We start from the raw sequence: 21,888 nt of genomic DNA, 5'->3' as shown, positions 1-21,888 counted from the left end.
GTCCCAAGCTGACGATATGACCCACGCGCGAATCGGCATCGTCTGGAACCCTTCGAAGGTCCAGCAGGAGGTTCTGCAGACCGCGGTGAGCGGTGTGTTCGATGATCAGTACGACATCCGCTGGTGGGAGACCACTCCGGAGGACCCGGGCCGCGGTATGGCTCGCGAGGCCCGCGAGGAAGGCCGCGACATCGTGATCGCGGTCGGTGGAGACGGCACCGTGCGGGCTGTGGCCGAGTCGTTGGCGGGATCGGAGACTGCTCTCGGGATCGTGCCGCAGGGGACGGGCAACCTCCTCGCGCGCAACCTCGAGGTTCCGCTGAACAACGTGAAGGCCGCGCTGGAGCGTGTTCGCGACGCCGAGCCTCGACGCATCGACCTGGGCTGGGTCTCATACGACGGTACCGAGCACGCGTTCGCCGTGATGGTCGGCTTCGGCGTCGATGCGCAGATGCTGGTGGAGACCGACGACGACCTCAAGTCCAAGGCCGGGTGGCTGGCCTACGTCGAGGCGATGGGCCGTGCACTGGCCGGCACCGAGATGACCGACATCACCCTGGGGATCGACGGCGAGAAGGCTGTCGCCGTGCGAGGGCACACCATGCTCATCGGCAACTGCGGCATGGTGCAGGGCGGCATCCGTCTGCTCCCGGACGCGGTTCTCGACGACGGCAAGCTCGACGTGCTCATGATCAGCGCCGATGGCGCGCTGCAGTGGCTCGACACGCTGCGCTCGTTCGTGTGGGACAACGGTATCCGCCGACTCTTCGGCGCCACAGATGAGGCTGTCAGCACCGAGTCCGCTCGTCATCTGCCCGTCGAGACCATCTCAGTCGAGCTGAAGACGCCGCTCGTGTTCGAGATCGATGGCGAGGAGATGGGCGAGGTCACCGCGTTCGACGTGCGCGTCGAGCCTGGTGCGCTGCTGGTCCGCTGAGGATCATCGAGCTCGCCGTCCCGGCGCCGTCCTCTCAGCGGGTGACGTGCGGCGGGACGATCTTCCGATCCTGCGCGGGGAAGGTCACCTTCTGAATGATGATGATGATGCTCGCGGCGACGGGGATCGCGACGAGGGCGCCCAGGATGCCGCCCAGCGCGGCACCGGCGACCGCGGCGATCACCACGAGAGCGCCGGGCACGGCGACGGCCTTGCTCATGATGCGCGGCGAGAGCACGTAGGCCTCGATCTGCATGTAGATGAGGTAGTAGATGATCGCGATCAGCGCCGTCAGCGGTGAGACGAAGAGGCAGATCAGCGAGTTGATGATCGACGCGGTCAGCGTTCCGACCAACGGGATCATCGAGCCGATGAACGCGATGAGCGCGAGCAGGGCCGGCACCGGGGCGCCGATGATGCTGAGGAAGATGAGACTCAGGATTCCGTTGACGAGCGCGAGGCTCACCTGACCGATGACGTAGCGACCGACGGCGCCGGAGACGTCTTCGAGGAGGCTGCTGAAGGTGTCGCGCTGGTAGGCCGGGACGAAGCGGGCGGCGACATGCTTCATGCTGCGCAGCGACGCCATGAAGTAGAGCGTCAGGATCAGGACGATCGTGATCCCGGTGAAGCCGCCGGCGATGCCCGCACCCACCGCGAACACGCCGCCGCCGATGTCGAGGAAGTTGTTCGGGTCCTTCACGAAGCTGAGGACGCCCTGCACGGCATCGTCGATCGTGGAGCCGAACTGACCGCTGACGTCCTTGAACCAGGCGCTGGCCATGAAGTCCTCGATCATCCGCGGGCCGTCCTTGATCAGATTGCTGATCTGCTCGACGAGGATCGGGACGATGGCGAGGATGATGCCGGCGAAAGCGAGGATGACCCCGGCCACCACGATCGTGACGGCGGCGGGGCGGGGGAGCTTCTTCTCGATGAAGGTGACGATCGGATCGAGGCCGAGCGCGAGGAACACCGCGACGCCGATGTAGACGAGCACGGTCGCGAGCTGACCGACGACGCTTCCGATACCCAGCGCCACCAGCACGCCGAGGGCACCCAGCAGCCCGAACATGAACGGGTTGGTCCTGGCGTATGCGGCGACCGCATTCGAGGGCTGCGAGGGCCAGGGGTCGGCCGGGGTGCGCAGCTCGGTGTTCGCGGTCACTCTTCTACGGCGCATGATTCCCCCGGTCGATGGTCAGACTCACCAGTCGACCACCCGGGATGCCGCGCGGTCAAGCCGATGACGCGGTGTGGCGACCTCCGGTGTTCGCGACGTCACTCGAGCGTCGATCCGACATCGCACGACAATGCGGAAGAGCCCGCCCAGCGGAAGCTGAGACGGGCTCTTCGCGATGTTCTGGTCGTCAGACGCCGAAGTACAGCTCGTACTCGAACGGGTGCGGACGCTGCGCCATCGGCAGGATCTCGTTCTCGTACTTGTAGGAGATCCAGGTCTCGATGAGCTCCTTGGTGAACACGCCGCCCTCGAGGAGGAACTGGTGGTCGGCCGCCAGCGCGTCGAGCGAGTCGAGCAGGGAGTTCGGGACCTGCGGAATGTCCTTGGCCTCCTCGGGGGGAAGCTCGTAGAGGTCCTTGTCGACCGGCTCGTGCGGCTCGATGCGGTTCTTGATGCCGTCGAGGCCGGCCATGAGCTGCGCGGCGAAGGCGAGGTACGGGTTGCCGGACGCGTCGGGCGCACGGAACTCGATGCGCTTGGCCTTCGGGTTCGAGCCCGTGATCGGGATGCGGATCGCGGCCGAGCGGTTTCCGGCCGAGTAGACCAGGTTGACCGGAGCCTCGAAGCCCTTGACCAGACGGTGGTAGCTGTTCAGCGTCGGGTTGGTGAAGGCGAGCAGCGCGGGCGCGTGGGCCAGGATGCCGCCGATGTACCAGCGCGCGATGTCGCTGAGCTGTCCGTAGCCGGCCTCATCGTAGAACAGCGGCTTGCCGTCGCTCCACAGCGACTGGTGGGTGTGCATGCCCGAGCCGTTGTCGCCGTAGAGGGGCTTGGGCATGAAGGTCGCGACCTTGCCCCACTCCTCGGCGGTGTTCTTGACGATGTACTTGAACTTGAGGATGTCGTCCGCCGCGTGGACCATGGTGTCGAAGCGGTAGTTGATCTCCTGCTGGCCGCCGGTGCCGACCTCGTGGTGCGAGCGCTCGAGGATGAACCCGGCGTCGATCAGCTTGAGGGTGATGTCATCGCGCAGGTCGGCGGTCTTGTCGACCGGGCTGACCGGGAAGTAGCCGCCCTTGTAGGGCGTCTTGTTGGCGAGGTTTCCGCCCTCTTCCTCGCGGCCGGTGTTCCAGGCGCCCTCTTCCGAGTCGACGCTGTAGAAGCTCGAGTTCGAGGTGACGTTGTAGCGGACGTCGTCGAAGATGTAGAACTCCGCCTCGGGGGCGAAGAACGCGGTGTCGGCGATGCCGGTCGAGGTCAGGTACTTCTCGGCCTTCTTGGCGACCTGACGCGGGTCCTTCGAGTAGATCTCGCCCGTGCGCGGGTTGTAGATGTCGAACAGCATGACGAGTGTGCTCGCCTCGCGGAACGGGTCGACGTACGCCGTCGTGACGTCGGGGATGAGCTGCATGTCGGACTCGTGGATGCTGGCGAAGCCACGGATCGAGGAGCCGTCGAACAGCTGGCCGTCGGTGAAGAAAGCCTCGTCGACCGTCGATGCAGGAATGTTGAAGTGCTGCTGAACACCCGGGAGATCGGTGAAACGGATGTCAAGGAACTTGACGTCGTTCTCCTTGATGTAGGTCAGTACCTCGGACGAATCTTTGAACATGTACGACTCCTGTAATGCGGATCGATGGCTTTACGGCCACTCTGCAGAGTACGGACGGGGGATTTCTCTACGGTATCCGCTTTGTTTCGGGCGTGTTACAGGCGCGACGGCGTCAGCGCGGCATATCGCGCTGGGTAGGCTGGGGGAGTGACGGATGCTGTGAACGCGTACCCCGGTGAACGACTCGGACTCCCGGAATCCGGCTCCGGGAGCATCGCCCGCCCCGGACGCCGCATCGGTGCCCTCCTGATCGACTACGCGGCGGCGACGATCATCGCCACCGGATTCCTCGGATTCAACCAGTTCGCGCTGCCGACGGAAGCCGGCCTGAGCCAGTTCGCTCCGATGCTGGTGTTCGCGGTGCTGCAGATCGTCTTCATCCCGACCGCGGGCGGCAGCCCGGGGCACCGTATCCTCGGAATGCGTCTGGCGCGCATGGACGGCAGCTGGGTCGGGCTGTGGCGTCCGATCGTGCGCACGCTCCTGCTCGTGGTGGTCGTGCCGGCCGTGATCTGGGACGCCGATCAGCGCGGTCTGCACGACAAGGCGGTCGGCACGGTTCTGATCCGCACCTGATCACGCGGTCGGGCGGATTCAGGCGCGCCCGCGGTTGCGCCGGCGTGCCTCGCGCGGCGCCCTTCCACCGAGGAACGAGCGCGCAGGATCGACGATGTACCCGCGGCGCAGAGCCTCACGTCCGATGAGCATCCGGAAACCCATCTCGTCGCGATTGCTCAGAGTCACCTCGGCCAGCACCTCGCGGTCCACGAGACGGATCAGCAGTTCGACGACGAGTCGCTCCTGGGCATGACCGGAAGAGCTCCGTACCGCGCGACGATCGTGGACCGGCAACTCGACGACGACCGCGTCCTCTTGGCTGTCCTGCCAGGGTTTGACCTTGAAACGGACCCAGGGCTGCTCGTCCTGCTCAAACTCGGCGATGTCGAAAGCGTGTAGCGACGAGGTGCGCGCACCGGTGTCGATCTTGGCTTTGAGCCAGTCGACGCCGAGATCGGGCAGGCTCACCCACTCTCGCCACCCCGTAAGGGTGTTTGAATGGGTGGACCTACTCACCTGATACATCCTGGCAGGAAATCCCCGTGAAGATCGCAGTGCTCTCCCGCGCGCCGCAGGCGTACTCCACCCAGCGGCTGCGTGCAGCCGCGCTTCAGCGCGGGCACAACGTCAAGGTGCTCAATACGTTGCGCTTCGCGATCGACCTCACCGCCGAGGAACCGGACCTGCACTATCGAGGTCGTCAGCTCAGCGACTACGACGCGATCCTGCCGCGCATCGGCAACTCGATCACATACTTCGGCACGGCCGTCGTGCGACAGTTCGAGCAGATGGACGTCTACACGCCGAACACCGCGAACGGGATCTCGAGCGCCCGCGACAAGCTGCGCGCGAACCAGATCCTCTCCCGCCACAACATCGCGATGCCGCCCACGGCGTTCGTGCGCAACCGTGCGGACGTGCGCCCTGCGATCGAGCGTGTGGGTGGAGCGCCCGTGGTCATCAAGCTCCTGGAGGGCACGCAGGGCATCGGGGTCATCCTCGCACCGCAGGTGAAGGTCGCCGAGGCGATCATCGAGACCCTGCACTCCACCAAGCAGAACGTGCTCATCCAGAAGTTCATCTCCGAGAGCCGTGGCCGGGACATCAGAGCGCTGGTCGTCGGCGATCGCGTCGTCGCCGCCATGCGACGATCGGCGGCAGGAGACGAGTTCCGATCGAACGTGCACCGCGGCGGTTCGGTGGAGGCCATCGAGCTCGACCCCGTCTACGAGCGCGCAGCCGTGCGCTCCGCCCAGATCATGGGCCTGCGCGTGGCCGGCGTCGACATGCTCGAAGGCGATGACGGTCCGCTGGTGATGGAGGTCAACTCCTCGCCAGGGCTGCAGGGCATCGAGACGGCGACGAAGCTCGACGTCGCGGGCGCCATCATCGACTACATCGCCGGTCAGGTGGCGTTCCCCGAGATCGACGTGCGCCAGCGCCTGACGGTCTCGACGGGCTACGGCGTCGCCGAACTCATGGTGCACGGCGCGGTCGACCTGGTCGGGAAGACCCTGGGCGAAGCAGGTCTGTGGGAACGGGACATCACAGTTCTCACGCTGCACCGCGGTGTCAGCGTGATCCCCAACCCGCGCAAGCACGTCGTGCTGGAAGCGGATGACCGCCTGTTCTGCTTCGGCAAGCTCGACGAGATGCGCTCGATGGTCCCGGAACGTCGTCGCCGTCGTGCGAAGGTCCGTCGTCTGCCACGGCAGCCGCTCTCCGAGTAAAACAGAGCGCGGCCGCCCTCACAGGAGGACGGCCGCGCTCGAGGCTCGTGTGCGCGAGCTCAACGAGGACGCTGGGAGCGCACCTTGGTCGGGTCGATGCCCTTCGGGATCGGCAGCGACGACAGCGACTGCGACACGGAGTCCACGCGGCGGATGACGGCGGCCATCGTGGCCTTGTCGATCACCTTCGGGAGCTTCTTGATCGTCTTCGAGAGATCGGCGATCGCCACCTCGTCATCGCCGTGTCCGACGTAGAGAACCGTGACGGGAACGCCGTGCGCGACGCGCTGGGCCTTGCTGCGCTCTTCGTTCACGAGGCGGGTCAGCCGACCGCGTGCGCCTTCGCCGACGACCACGATGCCACCGCGGCCGATGGTGCGGTAGACGGCTTCCTGCGTCTTCGGGTTGATGCCGACGGGCGTCTCGGACGCCTGCCAGCTGCGACCCAGGCTGGTGCTGAGCACATGACCGGTGGCGCCGGGCATGCCGTCGATCTTGCTGTACATGGCCGAGGTCGACAGGCGGGTCATCAGGAACAGGGCGCCGAGGATGCCGAGCATGAGACCGGTGATGCCCCAGAGGACGAGCGTCCAGATCTGGAAGGGCGGGATGAGATAGCCGGCGACGAGGCCGAGCAGCACGCCGCCGATGAGGATCGCGGCCTGCGCCCACGGAAGCCATGAGTAGGCCTCACGTGTGAACCGGAAGAGGGACTTGATCTGGGAGAAGAACCCAGGACGCTTTTCGGGTTCAGGAGCACTCTTTGCCATGAGGACCAGCCTACCGAGTCCGACGGCCTCGTGATGTCGACGTTCGCGCGAAGCGGAGCGGGCGCCTCTCACTCCTCCTGCACATCGGGGGCTCAGCCGGAATCCGCCCGGGTCGCCTCCGAACCCGGTGACGAAAGCGCCTCCTGCGCTGTGATGGGGAGATGAACGACATCGCGATCGACGACGGCCGTGGGGCGCCACTCGTACCAGGGGCGCATCGCGTGGTGAGGACGCTCGATCCGACCGAGGGGCCGTTCCCGGGCACGCTGGTGACCCAGGGGGAAGGCGTCGCTGTGCGGATGGACGCAGCGATCCTCCGCGGCTGGGACGGATGGCGGTTCGCGGGAGCCGAGCACATCGCGGCGCCCATCGATGTCAGTCGTCGTAGGGGAGGGCACGATGCGTTGCTTCCGTGGTGCACGGAGCGGGTGCGGGGGTTCCTGGGCCGGCGATCGGCGGCGGGAGGGAACATCACTCCCGGTGAATCCAGCACGCTCGTCGTCAGCCTTCTGCGGGGTCTCGACGAGCTGGGAGAGGGTGCCGGCGGCGCACGCACCGGCACGTGGTGGCTGACAGACGGAGGGCGTCCTATCTTCGTGCTCGGAGATGGCCCTGACGCCAGAGCAGGAGTCATGGAGATCCTCGAGAGCCTGAGGGAGCAGACTCCCGACAAAGCACTCACGCGCGTGCTGGGTGCTGTCGAGGACGGATTGGAGAAGACTCTCACCCATCCGCGACTTCCTCGCACGCTCATCGATTCGTGGGAGCGGTCGATGCTCGACATCGCTGCTCCGCAGCCGCTCGAGCGCGAACTCCACGCTCCCGAGCGCGCACGAGACCTCGCTCGCGCGACCGCGCCAGGTGTTCCGCAGGACCGTCAGGGTGCGCTCCGTCTGCGGGCGGATCGCGTCCGCACCGGTGAACCGCATCGGGCGAGCCGCAGACGGGACGCGATCCGCGATGCTCTCCGCGTGTTCGTCGAGTCGATCCATGCGCGACTGGAGGACAGACGACGAACCCGTCCCGCTCGCACACGACTTCGGAACAGCGGGGCAGGGCGGTCTGAGACGACAGCCGACCGGCGGAAGAGATCGGTGCTGGTGGCGGGGGTGGCCGCGGCTCTGGTGCTCGCCGGAGGGCTTCTCTGGCCTGACGGCGAAGAAGCAGGGAAGGCCGACGGGGCAGCAGGTGGCAGCTCTCAGTCGCCGTCGCCGGGGGGAGATGCAGCGTCGGCGAGCACACCGCCCCCGAGAGCAGCTCCCGCGGGCGGAGAGGCCTCGAGGTCGCAGTCCTCCTCCGCCGAGGAGGATCCCCTCGGCGCCGTGCCATCTCTCCTGCGGGCGATCGCGGACTGCCGTGCCCAGGGCGATAGTCCCTGCACGGATGCCGTGGCCGGCGACGCCGAGAACGTCATGGGGGCTCTTGGCAGGGTGGATCCGGTGAAGCCGAGCCCCGAACTCGTGGACGAGTACGGGGACGTCGCGGTGGTACGCCTTCGGACGAGTGGGGTGGATGACGGGGAGGGAGACGCGGAGGGGCAGGGGTCCGATCAGACGATCGTCGTCCTCATCCGCACAGAAGAGAAATGGCTGGTCCGCGACGTCTATGACGTCGCGGACCAGCCAGGATGACTCGTGCGGTCAGGCGCCGAGCTGAGCGGCGAACTGCGCCGACTCGAGGCGGGCCTTCACCGCGCCCAGGAATCGGGCTGCGTCGGCGCCGTCGATGATCCGGTGGTCGTAGGAGAGCGCGAGGTACACGTACGACCGGACGGCGATCGCATCAGCACCCCCGACCTTCACGAGACCCGGACGTTTGACGACCGTGCCGGTACCCAGGATCGCCGACTGGGGCAGGAACACGACAGGAGTGTCGAACAGGGCACCACGCGAACCGGTGTTGGTCAGCGTGAACGTGCCGCCGGCAAGCTCATCGGGCTTCAGCTTGTTGTCGCGGGTACGCGCGGCGAGATCGGCGATCTCGTGAGCGATCTGCGCGATGTTCTTCGAAGCGGCGTCGCGCAGCACCGGCGTGAGCAGACCGCGCTCGGTGTCGACGGCGATCGACACGTTCTCGCTGGCGGGGTAGACGATGTTCTCGCCGTCGACGGTCGCGTTGACGATCGGGAACGCCTGCAGAGCCTCAGCCGTGGCGAGAGCGAAGAACGGCAGGAAGGAGAGCTTGTCGCCCGTCTTCTCCAGGAACGACGCCTTCACGCTGTCGCGGTAGTCGGCGAGGGCAGTGACATCGACCTCGACGACCGTGGTCAGCTGAGCCGTCTGCTGCATCGACTCGACAGCACGCTTGGCGAGCACCTTGCGCAGACGCGACATCGGCTGAGTCGTGCCGCGCAGGGGCGAGACCTCGAGCGGAGCGGGAGCCGGGGCTGCAGCAGCAGGTGCCGCCGTAGCGGTCTCCGCGGCCTTCAGCACGTCTTCCTTGCGGATACGACCACCCACACCGGTGCCGGTGACCGAAGCCAGGTCCACGCCCTGCTGCGACGCCAGACGGCGCACGAGCGGGGTCACGTAGAGGTTGTCGTTCTCTGTCGGGAGTGCGAGCTTCGTCGCGGCGGGAGCCGGGGCTGCAGCAGCAGGTGCCGGAGCAGCGGCGGGTGCCGGGGCTGCAGCAGCAGGTGCCGGAGCTGCAGCGGGTGCCGGGGCAGCGGCCGGTGCCGGGGCTGCAACGGGTGCAGGAGCAGCAGCGGGTGCCGGGGCAGCAGCGGGTGCCGGGGCAGCAGCGGGTGCCGGGGCAGCAGCGGGTGCCGGGGCAGCGGCGGGTGCCGGAGCGGCAGCGGGTGCCGGGGCCGCGGGTGCTTCGGCGGCGGGTGCGGCACCCGAGCCGACACGTGCCAGCACGGCGCCGACAGCGACGGTCTCGTCCTCGCCGGCGACGATCTCCTGCAGCACGCCGGCGACCGGCGAGGGGATCTCGGTGTCGACCTTGTCGGTGGAGATCTCCAGAAGAGCCTCGTCGACGGCGATGCTGTCACCCACCTGCTTGAGCCAGCGGGTGACGGTGCCCTCGGTGACGCTCTCACCCAGCTCGGGAAGAACGATGTCGGTCGCATCGCCGGCGGGTGCTGCGGGTGCAGCCTCTGCGGCCGGTGCTTCGGCAGCGGGTGCCGGTGCTTCAGCGGCCGGAGCCTCTGCGGCGGGGGCCGGTGCCTCTGCTGCGGCGGGGGCCGCGGCGGCGGGGGCCGGTGCCTCTGCTGCGGCGGGGGCCGCGGCGGCGGGGGCATCTGCAGCCGGGGCCGCAGCGCTGCCATCACCGATGCGCGCGAGGAGAGCGCCGACCTCGACGGTCTCGTCCTCGGCCACGAGGATCTCCTCGATCACGCCGCTGACGGGGGAGGGGATCTCGGTGTCGACCTTGTCGGTCGAGATCTCGAGCAGGCCCTCGTCCGCCTGCACGGTGTCTCCCACCTGCTTGAGCCAGCGGGTGACCGTACCCTCTGTGACGCTCTCGCCGAGAGCGGGGAGGACGACGGATGTGCTCATGACTGAGTCTCCTTCAGGAAGTTGTATGACGCTTGTCTAGCTTAGTGACTCGGGCACCGGTTGGTGCTCAGAGGGCGTGCAGGGGCTTGCCGGCCAGAGCCAGGAAGGCCTCGCCGAGCGCCTCGCTCTGGGTAGGGTGCGCGTGGATCAGAGGAGCGATGTCCTCGGGGTGCGCCTCCCAAGCGACGGCGAGCTGCCCCTCGGTGATGAGCTCGCCGACACGATCGCCGAGCAGGTGCACACCGATGACGGGCCCGTCCTTGAGACGGACGACCTTCACGAGACCGCCGGTTCCGATGATCTCGCTCTTGCCGTTGCCGGCGAGGTTGTACTCGTAGGCGACGATCGCGTCCGCGCCGTGCTCGGCGGCGGCGGCGGCCTCGGTCACACCGACCGAGGCGACCTCGGGGCTCGAATACGTGACCTTGGGGATCTGCGCATCCGGGATGTTGGCAGGCGAGAGTCCGGCGATCCGTTCGGCGACCGCGATGCCCTGCTGGAATCCACGGTGCGCGAGTTGGAGGCCGGGCACGATGTCGCCGACCGCCCAGAGGCCCGGTACACCGGTGCGCAGATCTTCGTCGACGATCACGAATCCACGATCGAGGGTCACACCCGCCTCTTCGAAACCGAGATCGGCCGTGACGGGACCGCGACCGACGGCGACGAGGAGGTAGTCGGCGGTGAACTGCGTGCCGTCTTCGAGCGTCAGCGTGACGGATGACTCGTCCTGCACGACGCTCTGGAAGCGGGTTCCGAGGGAGTACTTGATGCCGCGACGACGGAATGCACGCTCCAGTCCCTTGCTGAGGGCGATGTCCTCGTTCGGGACGAGGTGCGGGAGCGCCTCGATGATGGTGACCTCGGATCCGAAGGAGCGCCAGACGCTCGCGAACTCGACACCGATCACACCCCCTCCGAGGATGAGCACGTGGTCGGGCACGACGTCCAGAGCGAGAGCCTGCTCGCTGGTGAGGATCCGGCCGCCGATCTCGAGGCCGGGGAGGGAGCGGCTGTACGAGCCGGTGGCGAGCACCACATCCGTCCCGACGTAGACGTCGTCGCCGACGCTGACGCTGCGATCCGCGTTCAGGCGGCCGAGTCCGGAGACCGTGGTGATCCCGCGGGCCTTGACGAGTCCCTCGAGGCCCTTGAACTTCTTGGCGACGATCCCTTCGCGGTAGGCGCGGACCCCGGCGGTGTCGATGCCCTGCAGTGCTGCGGTCACGCCCACGGACGCGGCATCGCGCACATGGTCGGCGACCTCTGCGGCATGCAGCAGCGCCTTGGTCGGGATGCACCCGCGGTGCAGGCAGGTCCCTCCGACCTTGTCCTTCTCGATCAGCGCGACGGACTTGCCGAGCTCACTCGCCCGCAGTGCCGCGGCATAACCGCCGCTGCCGCCGCCCAGGACGACGATGTCGAAGGTGTGGGTTGTCATATGTCATGCCTCCGTGTGGGATGCTGCGGCGAAGGCGACGATCGATCGGACCATCGCCCCGGTGGGGCCCTTCTCAGTGAAGCCGTACGGGGCGCCGGTGTGTTCGCCGGATCCCGCGATGTCGAGGTGCACCCAGGGGATGCGCGGAGCGTCGTCGGCATCCGACGTACGACCCACGAAGCGGCGCAGGAACAGGCCGGCGTAGGAGGCGCCGCCCATCCGGTCGCCCATGTTCGCGTTCTGCAGGTCGGCGATGGGGGATTCGAGCGACTCCTCCATGTACTCCGGTAGCGGCATGTGCCATGCGGGCTCGTCGACCTGAGCGGTCGCGGAGATGAACGAGGACACGGTCTCGACGTCGCCGAAGACGCCGGTGTGCCGGTGGCCCAGTGCGGCGACGATGGCGCCCGTGAGAGTGGCCACGTCGATGATGACGTCCGGGTTCTCGCGACTCGCGGCCACGAGACCGTCTGCGAGCACGAGTCGACCCTCGGCATCGGTGTTCTGGACCTCGACCGTGGTGCCGTCGAGGATGCGGATGACGTCGCCGGGGCGCAGCGCCCTGCCCGACGGCATGTTGTCGGTGATGCAGAGCCACGCCGTCACGTGGACCGGGAGGCCGAGCGAAGCGATCGCACGGATCGCGGCGAGCGAAGTCGCGGCACCCGCCATGTCGAACTTCATGCCGACCATGGACGCAGCGGGCTTGAGCGACAGGCCACCGGTGTCGAACGTGATGCCCTTGCCGACAAGGGCGATGTGTCGCGAAGCGTCGGCGGAGGAGTAGTCGAGGCGCACGAGACGCGGGGGACGATCCGAGCCCTGCCCCACGCCCAGGATGCCGCCGAAGCCCTGCTCGGCGAGGGCTTTCTCGTCGAGGATCTCGACGGTGACGTCGAGGTCGGCGACACTGTCGGCCGCGCTCTGCGCGAGCTGTGCGGGGCTCTGCCACTCGGCGGGAACGTTCACGAGGTCCTTGATCAGGGCGACCGCGTCGCCGATGACCTGGGCGTACTCGGCGTCTTCGTCGTCGAGTTCGGCGTGCAGGGTGACCGCAGTGGCGCGCGCCTTGCCCTTCTCCGTGCGGTATCCGTCGAACTTGTGCCCGCCGAGCACTGCTCCCTCGGCCGCTGCCGCGGCGAAGGGCTCGAGGCCTTCGGCGAGGGCCAGCGCGACGTGTTCGAAGCCGGTGAGCGTGCGCAGCGCCGTACCGGCCGCGTTGCGCACCGCTGCGGCGTCGGGCTTGGCGCCGGCGCCGACGACGGCGAACGGCAGAGACGTCACATCAGGGGCGTACACGCGGGCGAAGGATCCGGCGGAGCCGGTGAATCCGATGCCGGCCAACGTGTCGGCGAGGCCGGGGTAACCGGCCAGGGAATCCGCCGAATCGGGGAGAGCGGCGACGACGAGCACTGCGGCATCTGCAGCGCTTCCGGGGAACTGAGCGGTGGTGTGCGAGAGCACGGGAAGCGTCATACCTCCATCCTAGGATCTTCGCCGCGGCACGGTCGCGCGCCGTCCGTGCGCGTGTTCGCTCTCAGCATGACGCTCCGCGCCCCGGCATCCGGACCTGCTCGTAGCATGGAGACATGCCCTTCTCCGGTGAGATCCACGAACGCGTCGCGAATGCGCCCGCAGTGCCGCATGGCCTGCCGTTGGTGCTGCTTCTCACCGGTTTCACGGATGCGGGCAGCGCGGTGTCCGGTCTGATCGATCACTTGCGCGAGACCGCATCGCCACAGCCGGTCGTGGTGTTCGAGAACGACGCGCTGCTGGACTACCGTGCGCGTCGTCCGGTGATCTCGTTCGACCAGGACCATCTCACGGAGTTCACGCCACCACGACTCGAGCTGTCGCTGGCGACCGATGCACTCGGTCGTCCGTTCCTGCTCCTCGCCGGATACGAGCCCGACTTCGCGTGGAACCTCTTCGCGAAAACAGTTCTCGCGCTGGCGGCGGAGTTCGAGGTCTCGGGCCTACACTGGGTGCATTCGATCGCGATGCCGGTACCCCACACGCGCCCGATCGGCACGACGGTCAGCGGCAATCGCCGGGAGCTCACCGTGGCGCACTCCGTGTGGCGTCCGCGCACGCAGGTCCCGGCGACAGCGGGGCACCTGCTCGAATTCCGCTTCGTCGAGCGCGGCGATCGAGCCGTCGGCTTCGTTCTGTTGGTTCCCCACTACCTCGCCGAGACCGAGAATCCCGACGCGGTCATCGCGGCGGCGGAGCGGCTGATGGCGTCGACCGGACTCGTGCTCATGCTGGATGCCGTCCAGGAGCGCCGCGAGGACTATCTGACGCGGGTCGACGAGCAGGTCGCCGGGAACGACGAACTGCAGCAGATGGTCCACAATCTCGAGCGCCGCTACGACGCGTACATGGCGGGACGTAACCCCGACGACGACTCCTACGACGAGGGCGGTTTCAGCGAGCGCGACCTTCCCAGTGCCGATGAGCTGGCCGCGGAGCTGGAGCGCTACTTGGCCTCGCGCCCGCCCGGCGACGAGGACAAGCCCGGTCGCGGTTGAGGCGGATCCGCGAGAACTTCGTCGGAATGCGTCCGCATCGCCACACGTGTGCGATACTAGGACTCTGACCCGTTGTCAATCAGTGTTTTCGAGCGCTGGACTTGACAAGGGTCTTACTAGTGTCCGAAATGTCCCGGGGCTACACAGCAGCTCCGTGAAAGGCGAAACGTGACTCCTGCCACGACGAAGAACACCCGGACGAAGAAGGCTGCCGAAGAGACGACCGCCGACGCTCCGGTCGAGGCCGATGCGCCCGAGAAGCCCGCGCCCCTGAGCGCGGCGAAGCGTGCGGCAGCGAAGCGCGCCCCCGTCAAGAAGAAGAAGTCCGAGGACGTCGTCGAAGAAGACGAGGCTCCCGCAGTTGCCGCTGTAGAGGATGACGAGGACGAGGACGCCAAGCCGAAGTTCACCGAGCCGCTGCCGACCGGCGCGATCGTCATCTCGTCGAACGACGACGAAGACGTCCCCGTCTACTCGACGCAGATCACCGGTGCGACGGCCGACCCTGTCAAGGACTACCTGAAGCAGATCGGAAAGGTCGCGCTCCTGAACGCGGCCGAAGAGGTCGAGCTCGCGATGCGCATCGAGGCGGGTCTGTTCGCCGAGGAGAAGCTGTCGGCGATGACCGCGGCCGAGAAGACGAGCCAGCTCGGTCTCGACCTGCAGTGGGTCGCCCGCGACGGTCAGCGTGCCAAGAGCCACCTGCTGGGTGCGAACCTGCGACTCGTCGTCTCGCTCGCCAAGCGCTACACCGGCCGCGGCATGCAGTTCCTGGATCTGATCCAGGAGGGCAACCTCGGTCTGATCCGTGCTGTCGAGAAGTTCGACTACACCAAGGGCTTCAAGTTCTCGACCTACGCCACCTGGTGGATCCGTCAGGCGATCACCCGCGCCATGGCCGACCAGGCCCGTACCATCCGCATCCCGGTGCACATGGTCGAGGTCATCAACAAGCTCGCGCGAGTGCAGCGTCAGATGCTGCAGGACCTCGGCCGCGAACCCACTCCGGAAGAGCTCAGCCGTGAGCTCGACATGACGCCCGAGAAGGTCGTCGAGGTGCAGAAGTACGGCCGTGAGCCGATCTCGCTGCACACTCCGCTGGGTGAAGACGGCGACAGCGAGTTCGGTGATCTCATCGAGGACACCGAGGCCGTGGTCCCCGCCGACGCCGTGGGCTTCACCATGCTGCAGCGTCAGCTGGAGCAGCTGCTCGACTCGCTGTCCGAGCGTGAGGCGGGTGTCATCCGCATGCGCTTCGGCCTGGGCGACGGTCAGCCGAAGACGCTCGACCAGATCGGCGACACGTTCGGTGTGACGCGTGAGCGCATCCGCCAGATCGAATCCAAGACGATGGCGAAGCTGCGTCACCCGAGCCGCTCGCAGTCCCTGCGGGACTACCTCGAATGAGTCAGGCGAACGAAGGCAAGGCGCTCGAGACCAGCGTCGACGGCAAGAGCTACGCACGCATCCCGCTGCGCACCCGCGTGGTCATGCCCGAGGACGACCTCGATGCGATCATCACGGAGTACGCCAAGGACGCCGTGCAGCCGGGCGACCTGCTGTTCGTGACCGAGAAGATCGTGGCGATCACCCAGGGGCGGTCCTACCGTCTCGACGAGATCAAGCCGCGCAAGCTCGCGCTCTTCCTCTCGAAGTACGTCACCCGCACGCCGTACGGCATCGGGCTCGGCATGCCCGAGACGATGGAGATGGCGCTGCGGGAGTGCGGCACCCCGCGTATCCTGTTCGCGTCCGCCGTGGCGGCGGTGACCAAGGCTTTCGGCCGTCGTGGTGACTTCTACCGCATCGCCGGAGACAAGGCACGCGCGATCGACGGTCCGACCAAGCACACCATCCCTCCCTATAACGAGGCCGTCGTGCTCGGACCCAAGGATCCCGACGGCGTGGCCGCACACGTGAAGGCACTGATCGGCGGTCAGGCGGAGGTGGCGGTGGTCGACATCAACGATCTCGGCGGCAACATCCTCGGTTCGACGCTCGACAAGGACGCAGAGCGTCGCCTCGTCAAGATCCTCGGCGACAACCCGCTCGGACAGGGCCTGGAGTCGACGCCGCTCGGTATCGTCCGCGCGGTCTGATCCGCTCAGATCCACGAAGAAGGCCCCGGATGCTCAGCATCCGGGGCCTTCTTCGTGGATCTCAGAAGCCGATGACCTCGCGGTAGCGAGGCTTGTGGCCCGTGCGGATGCCGGTGACGCTGGGCTTGTTCTCGTACACGCCGGCACCCCAGTTGCCCTCGACGAGCACGGGCCCGTCCGGGGAGACCACGATGTCCCAGCCGACGTACTGCACCTGCGGCACGATGCGGGCGACCTCGTCGATGAACGCGCGCACCTCGTCCATGTAGGGAAGCTGGAAGTCGGCGATGCGGAAGCCCGAGTCCGGATGCGTCTCGTGCACGTGGCCGTGCGAGTCGTACCCTGCGCCGACGGCATGACCGTTCTCATCGAGCATCGTGTAGAAGCCGCCGAACGTCATCTGGTCGCTCACGGCACCACGCCCGAACTTCTGGGCCATCGCCAGGATATGGGCCTTCTCGCCGTCGAAGAACGCCGTGATCCGGGTGGTGTTCACCGTGCCGGGGCACACGGCTGCGAGGGCGTCGTGCTGACGGATGACTTCCTCGATCAGGAGTTCGCCGCGGGCCAGCAGCCCACGGTGGAACTCGTCCCAGTCGTCGATGTCGGCGGCGTGATAGCGGTGCACTCCGGTGCCCGCCTGGCCCACCGGCTCCTTCGTGACGATCGTTCCGAGGCGCTGGGTGAGCTCGCGAACAGCGTCGGCGTTGCCCTCCTCGACGACCATCCATTCGCGGTGCAGATGGTCGGAGAACTGTTTGTCGAACTCGACCTTGTCCTGGAAGATCCAGCGATAGTCCGGGTGGTCGTACCGCTGGGAGAGCTGGTTCGAGACCGGATGCGTCATGTACGTCGCGCGCTCGGCCTTCGTCAGCATCGCGAAGTCGTAGTCGATGTAGTCCTGGAACCCGACGTTGTGGCGCGCGGCCGACCAGAGCATGTCGACGACGATCGCGGGGACCGCCTTGTGGTGTAGCTCGGAGGCCTCTTTGGCGCGTTCCACCACCGATCCGACGTCGATGCGGCGGGCACGTCCCATCAGATAGCGGATGCGGGGCGCGAGGGAAAGACGAGACATGAGGCTCCAGGGTCGGGGTCCCCACCAGTCTACGGGGGCCGGGGAGGCCGACCTGGGAGCCGGAAGCTAGGCTGGAACACGTGTGTGACACGACTTCCAGCTCCCTGCCGCGTGCGATGATCTCCCGCTCCGCCCTGGCGGCAGGAGCGTCGGCGGCGGTGGCAGCCGGTGGTCGCGTGGCCGATCTGCGCCGCGACGCGTGGGGTCACGGCGTCCTCGCCGTCGCCCAGGTCGTGACCGCGGCCGGTGCCGAGAATGTGCTCGTCGACGCCCAGGGCGAGGTCGCACTGCAGCTCGAGGGAATCCACGGTGTCACGACCGGAGAGCCCGATATCGACGCGTCTCTCCTCTACGGCATCCCCGATTCGGACCGAGAGCTGGCGACACGACCGGTCATGCGGTTGACCGGTCGTGTCCTGTCGACCAAGCGCCTTCGGCCGGGAGACGCCGTCTCCTACGGCTACACCTACCGCGCGTCCCGGGACACCGTGGTGGCGCTCGTGACCGGCGGCTACGCACAGGGCATCGTGCGCGCACTCGGCAATCGCGCCGAGGTGGAGATCGATGGTGTGAGCAGGCCCATCGTCGGGCGCGTCGCCATGGACGTCTGCGTCGTCGACCTCCAGGGGGCCGACGTCGCGGCAGGCACGGAAGCCACCTACTTCGGCGGCGAGGGACCGGCGTCGTCGGGGATTTCGCGGTGGGCCGCCGTCACCGGGATGAGTGCGGCCGAGCTCATCACCGTCGCCGGCGCTCATGCCGTGCGGGGGTGGGAGGCATGAGCCGCCCCGAACTGCGTCTGAGCAGCAGCGTCTTCCGAGCGAACATCGATGCGGTGCGCGCCCGTGTCGACCCGTCGACGTTGATGCTCGTGCTCAAGGACGATGCGTACGGTCACGGTCTCTCCTGGGCGGTGGATGCCGCGGTGCACGCGGGAATCGAGTGGTTCGGGAGCTACGACATCCGCACCGGTCTCTCCGTCCGCAGGATCGCCGGCGGCGATGCCAGGATCTTCGCCTGGGTCACATCGACGGATGAAGAGATCGACCATGCGCTGATGCAGAGTATCGACCTCGGCGTCGGCACGATCGACTATCTGCGGCGGATCATCGCGCGCGCCGAGGCGATCGGACGATCTGCACGCGTGCACCTCAAGATCGACACGGGTCTGCACCGCAACGGCATCCTCCCGGAGGACTGGGCGGTGGCTGTGGCGGAAGCGCGCGGAGCCGAGCAGGCGGGGCTCCTGGAGTTCGCTGGCGTGTGGAGCCATATCGCGGAGGCGAGTGACGCCGACGACGACATCGCCCACGAGGCGTTCCTCGACGCGGTCCGCGTCGTCCGGGAGTCGGGCGCGAGCCCCGCGGCGCTTCACCTGACCGCCTCGGCGGCTTCGTGGTGGCGTCCCGAGCTGCGGGGAACGGTCTCACGCATCGGAGCGTTCTGCTACGGCATCCGATCAGCGGAGGGACCGGAACTCGACGGCATCCGCCCGGCCGCGAGCCTCGTCGCGACGGTCGTCGACCTCCACGGGGATCGGGTATCGATCGGGATCGGCAGCTTCGACGGCCTCCCCTCCACACTCTCCGGAAGCCGCGTCGGAACCTCCGGCGGAGCACGGACGCTCGTGTCGGTGGGACACACCTCATCGGTCGTCGAGGGGTGGCCGGGAGCGCGGGTCGGTGACGAGGTCGTCGTGTTCGGCGCTGGTGAGCGCGGAGAGACGTCGGCGACGACTCTCGCCGAGCGCATCGACACCGTGGGAGAAGAGATCCTCACCCGGCTCACGCCGCGCGTGCGCAGAGTCGTCGCCGACTGATGCGCAGAGTCGTCGCCGACTGATCTGCCTCGGCTGACCACGGTCAGCCGAGGGGCGTCAGGATGCGATCAGACCGTCTCGACGAGGCGGGCCGTCTCGTCGTGCCAGCTGGTGGCGATGCTGCGGAGCTTCTCTTCGTACTTGCGACCATGGTGGGCGCAGAACAGGAGCTCGGACCCGTTGACCTCAGCGGCGATGTACGCCTGAGCGCCGCAGGAATCACAACGATCCATGGCTGTCAGGCGGAACTCGACGGTGGAGGTGTCACGTTCGGTCGTTGCGTTCATCTCGGTGCCTCCTCGGGTGTCGGCTTCGCTGGGGGATTTGGTCAATACAACCACGCTCCACCTGTACGCATGCCCGGTTTGCGGCGTGTTTCGCTCAGCGCGTACGCGACCCCCGCCGAGTAGCCTCCCGCGGGGAGTGTCTGCGGAGTCGGGGGAGCTCACGAGATTAGAATCGGAGATTGTGAATGCCGAGTACTCCGCCCATCATCTCCAGGTGCTTGAAGGCCTCGAGGCCGTCCGCAAGCGCCCAGGGATGTACATCGGGTCCAACGGCTCGCCCGGGCTCATGCACTGCCTCTGGGAGATCATCGACAACTCCGTCGACGAGGCGGTCGCCGGCAACGGCACGAAGATCGACATCATCCTGCATGCCGACGGCAGCGTCGAGGTGCACGACCGAGGTCGCGGCATCCCGGTCGATGTGGAACCGCGCACCGGGTTGACCGGTGTCGAGGTGGTCTACACGAAGCTGCACGCCGGCGGCAAGTTCGGTGGGGGATCCTACGCGGCATCCGGTGGTCTGCACGGCGTGGGCGCTTCCGTGGTGAACGCGCTCTCCGAGCGCCTCGACGTCGAGGTCGACCGCGGAGGCAAGACCTATGCGATGTCGTTCCATCGCGGCGAGCCCGGCATCTTCGCGGACTCGGGGGAGAAGCGCCCGGACGCTCCTTTCACACCGTTCCAGGAGAAGAGCGAACTGCGGGTGATCGGCAAGGCGCCCCGCGGCGTGACCGGCACCCGGGTGCGCTACTGGGCCGATCGGCAGATCTTCACCAAGGATGCGGCCTTCCAGCTGTCCGAGCTGGAAACCCGCGCCCGTCAGACCGCCTTCCTGGTGCCGGGGCTCGAGATCGAGGTCGCCGACAAGCGCACGAATCGTCCTGACGCCCCGGAGCTCGGCTCCGAGGACGCGGATTCCCCCGGAACCGTGACCTCCTACCTCTATGAAGGCGGTATCTCGGAGTTCGTCGACTACCTCGCCGTCGACCCGCCGATCACCGACAACTGGCGCATCCAGGGTGAGGGAACGTTCAAGGAGACGGTTCCGGTCCTGCAGGCCGACGGACACATGATCGCCACCGAGGTGGAGCGTGTGTGCGCCGTCGACATCGCACTGCGGTGGGGCACGGGCTACGACACCAAGGTGCGCTCCTTCGTCAACATCATCGCGACGCCCAAGGGTGGAACCCATCAGCAGGGCTTCGAGCAAGAGCTCCTCAAGGTGCTCCGCGCGCAGGTCGAGCAGAACGCCCGCCGTCTCAAGGTCGGCAACGACAAGCTCGAGAAGGACGACGTCCTCGCCGGATTGACGGCCGTGCTCACGGTCAACGTGCCCGAACCGCAGTTCGAGGGGCAGACCAAGGAGATCCTCGGCACCCCTGCGGTCCGGCAGATCGTGGCTCAGGTGATCCGCAAGGACCTGGCGCAGCGCTTCAGCTCCACCAAGCGCGACGACAAGAACCAGGCGTCCCAGCTGCTGGACAAGGTCGTCTCCGAGATGAAGGCACGCGTCTCGGCGCGTGCGCACAAGGAGACCCAGCGTCGGAAGAACGCACTGGAGTCGTCGACTCTTCCGACGAAGCTCGTCGACTGCCGCACCAACGAGGTCGAGCGCAGCGAGCTCTTCATCGTCGAGGGCGACTCGGCGCTCGGCACCGCCAAGAATGCGCGCAACAGCGAGTTCCAGGCCCTGCTGCCGATTCGAGGGAAGATCCTCAACGTGCAGAAGGCCTCCGTGGGCGACATGCTCTCGAACACCGAGTGCGCATCGATCATCCAGGTCATCGGGGCCGGCTCAGGGCGGACCTTCGACATCGACGCGGCGCGCTACGGCAAGATCATCCTGATGAGCGATGCCGACGTCGACGGTGCCCACATCCGCACCCTGCTGCTCACCCTGTTCTTCCGCTACATGCGACCGCTGATCGAGCACGGCCGCGTGTTCGCCGCCGTACCGCCGTTGCATCGAATCATCGTGATGAACCCCGGATCGAAGCCGAACGAGACGATCTACACCTACAGCGAGCAGGAGATGCACACGCTGCTGGCGAAGCTTCGCAAGGCGGGCAAGCGCTGGCACGAGCCGATCCAGCGCTACAAGGGTCTCGGCGAGATGGATGCCGAGCAGCTGGCGAACACCACCATGGACCGCTCCGGTCGTCTTCTGCGTCGTGTGCGCATGGAGGATGCGGAGGCCGCGGGGCGCGTGTTCGAGCTCCTGATGGGCAACGAGGTCGCTCCGCGTCGTGAGTTCATCATCGACTCTTCCGACCGGCTGTCGCGCGAGTCGATCGACGCGTGAGGAGATCCGGAGGCCGGCGGTGACCCGCAGCCTCCGGATCG

General features: G+C 67.2%; 19 protein-coding genes. 10 read left to right on the top strand and 9 right to left on the bottom strand.

All coding sequences use genetic code 11. The features are described from left to right. The first annotated feature begins 16 nt into the window (after nucleotides 1-16). Nucleotides 17-937, top strand: a complete 921-nt coding sequence (locus KY497_RS12675) for a diacylglycerol kinase family protein (RefSeq protein ID WP_218682108.1) — start codon at nucleotides 17-19, stop codon at nucleotides 935-937. A gap of 34 nt (nucleotides 938-971) precedes the next feature. Here KY497_RS12675 and KY497_RS12670 read toward each other — a convergent pair whose 3' ends face one another. Beyond that, the gene (locus KY497_RS12670; protein ID WP_258185685.1) at nucleotides 972-2,105 is read right to left on the bottom strand and encodes an AI-2E family transporter; all 1,134 of its coding nucleotides are present in this window, start codon (nucleotides 2,103-2,105) and stop codon (nucleotides 972-974) included. Nucleotides 2,106-2,307: 202 nt separating this feature from the next. Beyond that, the gene (gene glnA / locus KY497_RS12665) at nucleotides 2,308-3,732 is read right to left on the bottom strand and encodes a type I glutamate--ammonia ligase (RefSeq protein WP_017830467.1); all 1,425 of its coding nucleotides are present in this window, start codon (nucleotides 3,730-3,732) and stop codon (nucleotides 2,308-2,310) included. 147 nt (nucleotides 3,733-3,879) lie between these two features. Between glnA and KY497_RS12660 the strand changes: the two genes are divergently transcribed. Next, on the top strand, nucleotides 3,880-4,308 hold the full coding sequence (locus KY497_RS12660) for an RDD family protein (RefSeq protein WP_031206091.1): 429 nt from the start codon (nucleotides 3,880-3,882) through the stop codon (nucleotides 4,306-4,308). Between the two features lie 18 nt (nucleotides 4,309-4,326). Here the strand turns inward: KY497_RS12660 and KY497_RS12655 are convergent, their stop codons facing one another. Further along, nucleotides 4,327-4,815, bottom strand: coding sequence for an ATP-dependent zinc protease (locus KY497_RS12655; RefSeq protein WP_219869184.1), 489 nt, complete (start codon nucleotides 4,813-4,815; stop codon nucleotides 4,327-4,329). A gap of 17 nt (nucleotides 4,816-4,832) precedes the next feature. Between KY497_RS12655 and KY497_RS12650 the strand changes: the two genes are divergently transcribed. Beyond that, nucleotides 4,833-6,020, top strand: coding sequence for a RimK family alpha-L-glutamate ligase (locus KY497_RS12650; protein ID WP_017830470.1), 1,188 nt, complete (start codon nucleotides 4,833-4,835; stop codon nucleotides 6,018-6,020). Between the two features lie 59 nt (nucleotides 6,021-6,079). Here KY497_RS12650 and KY497_RS12645 read toward each other — a convergent pair whose 3' ends face one another. Beyond that, nucleotides 6,080-6,790 carry a DUF4191 domain-containing protein gene (locus KY497_RS12645; RefSeq protein WP_055867876.1) on the bottom strand — a complete coding sequence of 237 codons (711 nt, stop codon included), beginning with the start codon at nucleotides 6,788-6,790 and terminating at the stop codon, nucleotides 6,080-6,082. 161 nt (nucleotides 6,791-6,951) lie between these two features. Between KY497_RS12645 and KY497_RS12640 the strand changes: the two genes are divergently transcribed. Then, nucleotides 6,952-8,421: a hypothetical protein gene (locus KY497_RS12640; RefSeq protein WP_219869183.1), complete on the top strand. Its 1,470-nt coding sequence runs from the start codon at nucleotides 6,952-6,954 to the stop codon at nucleotides 8,419-8,421. 9 nt (nucleotides 8,422-8,430) lie between these two features. On the opposite strand, the gene KY497_RS12635 is transcribed toward KY497_RS12640, so the two are convergent. The 3 genes from KY497_RS12635 to KY497_RS12625 all read right to left on the bottom strand — a co-directional run bounded on the left by KY497_RS12635 (nucleotide 8,431) and on the right by KY497_RS12625 (nucleotide 13,207). After that, complete coding sequence (locus KY497_RS12635) at nucleotides 8,431-10,290, bottom strand: 2-oxo acid dehydrogenase subunit E2 (RefSeq protein WP_219869182.1); 1,860 nt, start codon at nucleotides 10,288-10,290, stop codon at nucleotides 8,431-8,433. Between the two features lie 67 nt (nucleotides 10,291-10,357). Continuing rightward, nucleotides 10,358-11,731 (bottom strand): dihydrolipoyl dehydrogenase, encoded by a 1,374-nt coding sequence (gene lpdA, locus KY497_RS12630; protein WP_141386791.1) that lies wholly within the window; start codon nucleotides 11,729-11,731, stop codon nucleotides 10,358-10,360. Nucleotides 11,732-11,734: 3 nt separating this feature from the next. Continuing rightward, nucleotides 11,735-13,207, bottom strand: a complete 1,473-nt coding sequence (locus KY497_RS12625; protein ID WP_219869181.1) for a leucyl aminopeptidase — start codon at nucleotides 13,205-13,207, stop codon at nucleotides 11,735-11,737. Nucleotides 13,208-13,320: 113 nt separating this feature from the next. On the opposite strand from KY497_RS12625, the gene KY497_RS12620 reads away from it, so the two are divergent. The 3 genes from KY497_RS12620 (at nucleotide 13,321) to KY497_RS12610 (ending at nucleotide 16,361) form a co-directional block, all read left to right on the top strand. After that, entirely contained in the window at nucleotides 13,321-14,262 is a 942-nt protein-coding gene (locus KY497_RS12620) for a proteasome assembly chaperone family protein (protein WP_219869180.1), read from the top strand. 168 nt (nucleotides 14,263-14,430) lie between these two features. Then, nucleotides 14,431-15,669, top strand: coding sequence for an RNA polymerase sigma factor (locus KY497_RS12615; protein ID WP_219869179.1), 1,239 nt, complete (start codon nucleotides 14,431-14,433; stop codon nucleotides 15,667-15,669). After that, the gene (locus KY497_RS12610) at nucleotides 15,666-16,361 is read left to right on the top strand and encodes a coenzyme F420-0:L-glutamate ligase (protein WP_141386789.1); all 696 of its coding nucleotides are present in this window, start codon (nucleotides 15,666-15,668) and stop codon (nucleotides 16,359-16,361) included. Before KY497_RS12615 ends, KY497_RS12610 begins: the two co-directional genes overlap by 4 nt. Before the next feature lie 61 nt (nucleotides 16,362-16,422). Here the strand turns inward: KY497_RS12610 and KY497_RS12605 are convergent, their stop codons facing one another. After that, complete coding sequence (locus tag KY497_RS12605) at nucleotides 16,423-17,439, bottom strand: sugar-transfer associated ATP-grasp domain-containing protein (protein ID WP_219869178.1); 1,017 nt, start codon at nucleotides 17,437-17,439, stop codon at nucleotides 16,423-16,425. An 80-nt stretch (nucleotides 17,440-17,519) separates the two neighbouring features. On the opposite strand from KY497_RS12605, the gene KY497_RS12600 reads away from it, so the two are divergent. Next, a complete protein-coding gene (locus KY497_RS12600; RefSeq protein ID WP_258185684.1) occupies nucleotides 17,520-18,221 on the top strand; it encodes an alanine racemase in 702 nt (233 codons plus the stop codon). Continuing rightward, nucleotides 18,218-19,258 (top strand): alanine racemase, encoded by a 1,041-nt coding sequence (locus tag KY497_RS12595; protein WP_141386787.1) that lies wholly within the window; start codon nucleotides 18,218-18,220, stop codon nucleotides 19,256-19,258. Before KY497_RS12600 ends, KY497_RS12595 begins: the two co-directional genes overlap by 4 nt. A 68-nt stretch (nucleotides 19,259-19,326) precedes the next feature. On the opposite strand, the gene KY497_RS12590 is transcribed toward KY497_RS12595, so the two are convergent. Continuing rightward, nucleotides 19,327-19,545, bottom strand: a complete 219-nt coding sequence (locus KY497_RS12590) for a hypothetical protein (protein WP_021200689.1) — start codon at nucleotides 19,543-19,545, stop codon at nucleotides 19,327-19,329. Nucleotides 19,546-19,726: 181 nt separating this feature from the next. On the opposite strand from KY497_RS12590, the gene KY497_RS12585 reads away from it, so the two are divergent. Beyond that, nucleotides 19,727-21,847, top strand: coding sequence for a type IIA DNA topoisomerase subunit B (locus KY497_RS12585; protein WP_371861300.1), 2,121 nt, complete (start codon nucleotides 19,727-19,729; stop codon nucleotides 21,845-21,847). Nucleotides 21,848-21,888: the final 41 nt, after the last annotated feature.

It is taken from the genome of Microbacterium sp. PAMC22086 (assembly GCF_019443525.1).
Lineage (GTDB): Bacteria > Actinomycetota > Actinomycetes > Actinomycetales > Microbacteriaceae > Microbacterium > Microbacterium maritypicum.
Note: the sequence above shows the minus strand (reverse complement) of the source record. Positions and strands in the feature narration are given on the sequence as shown.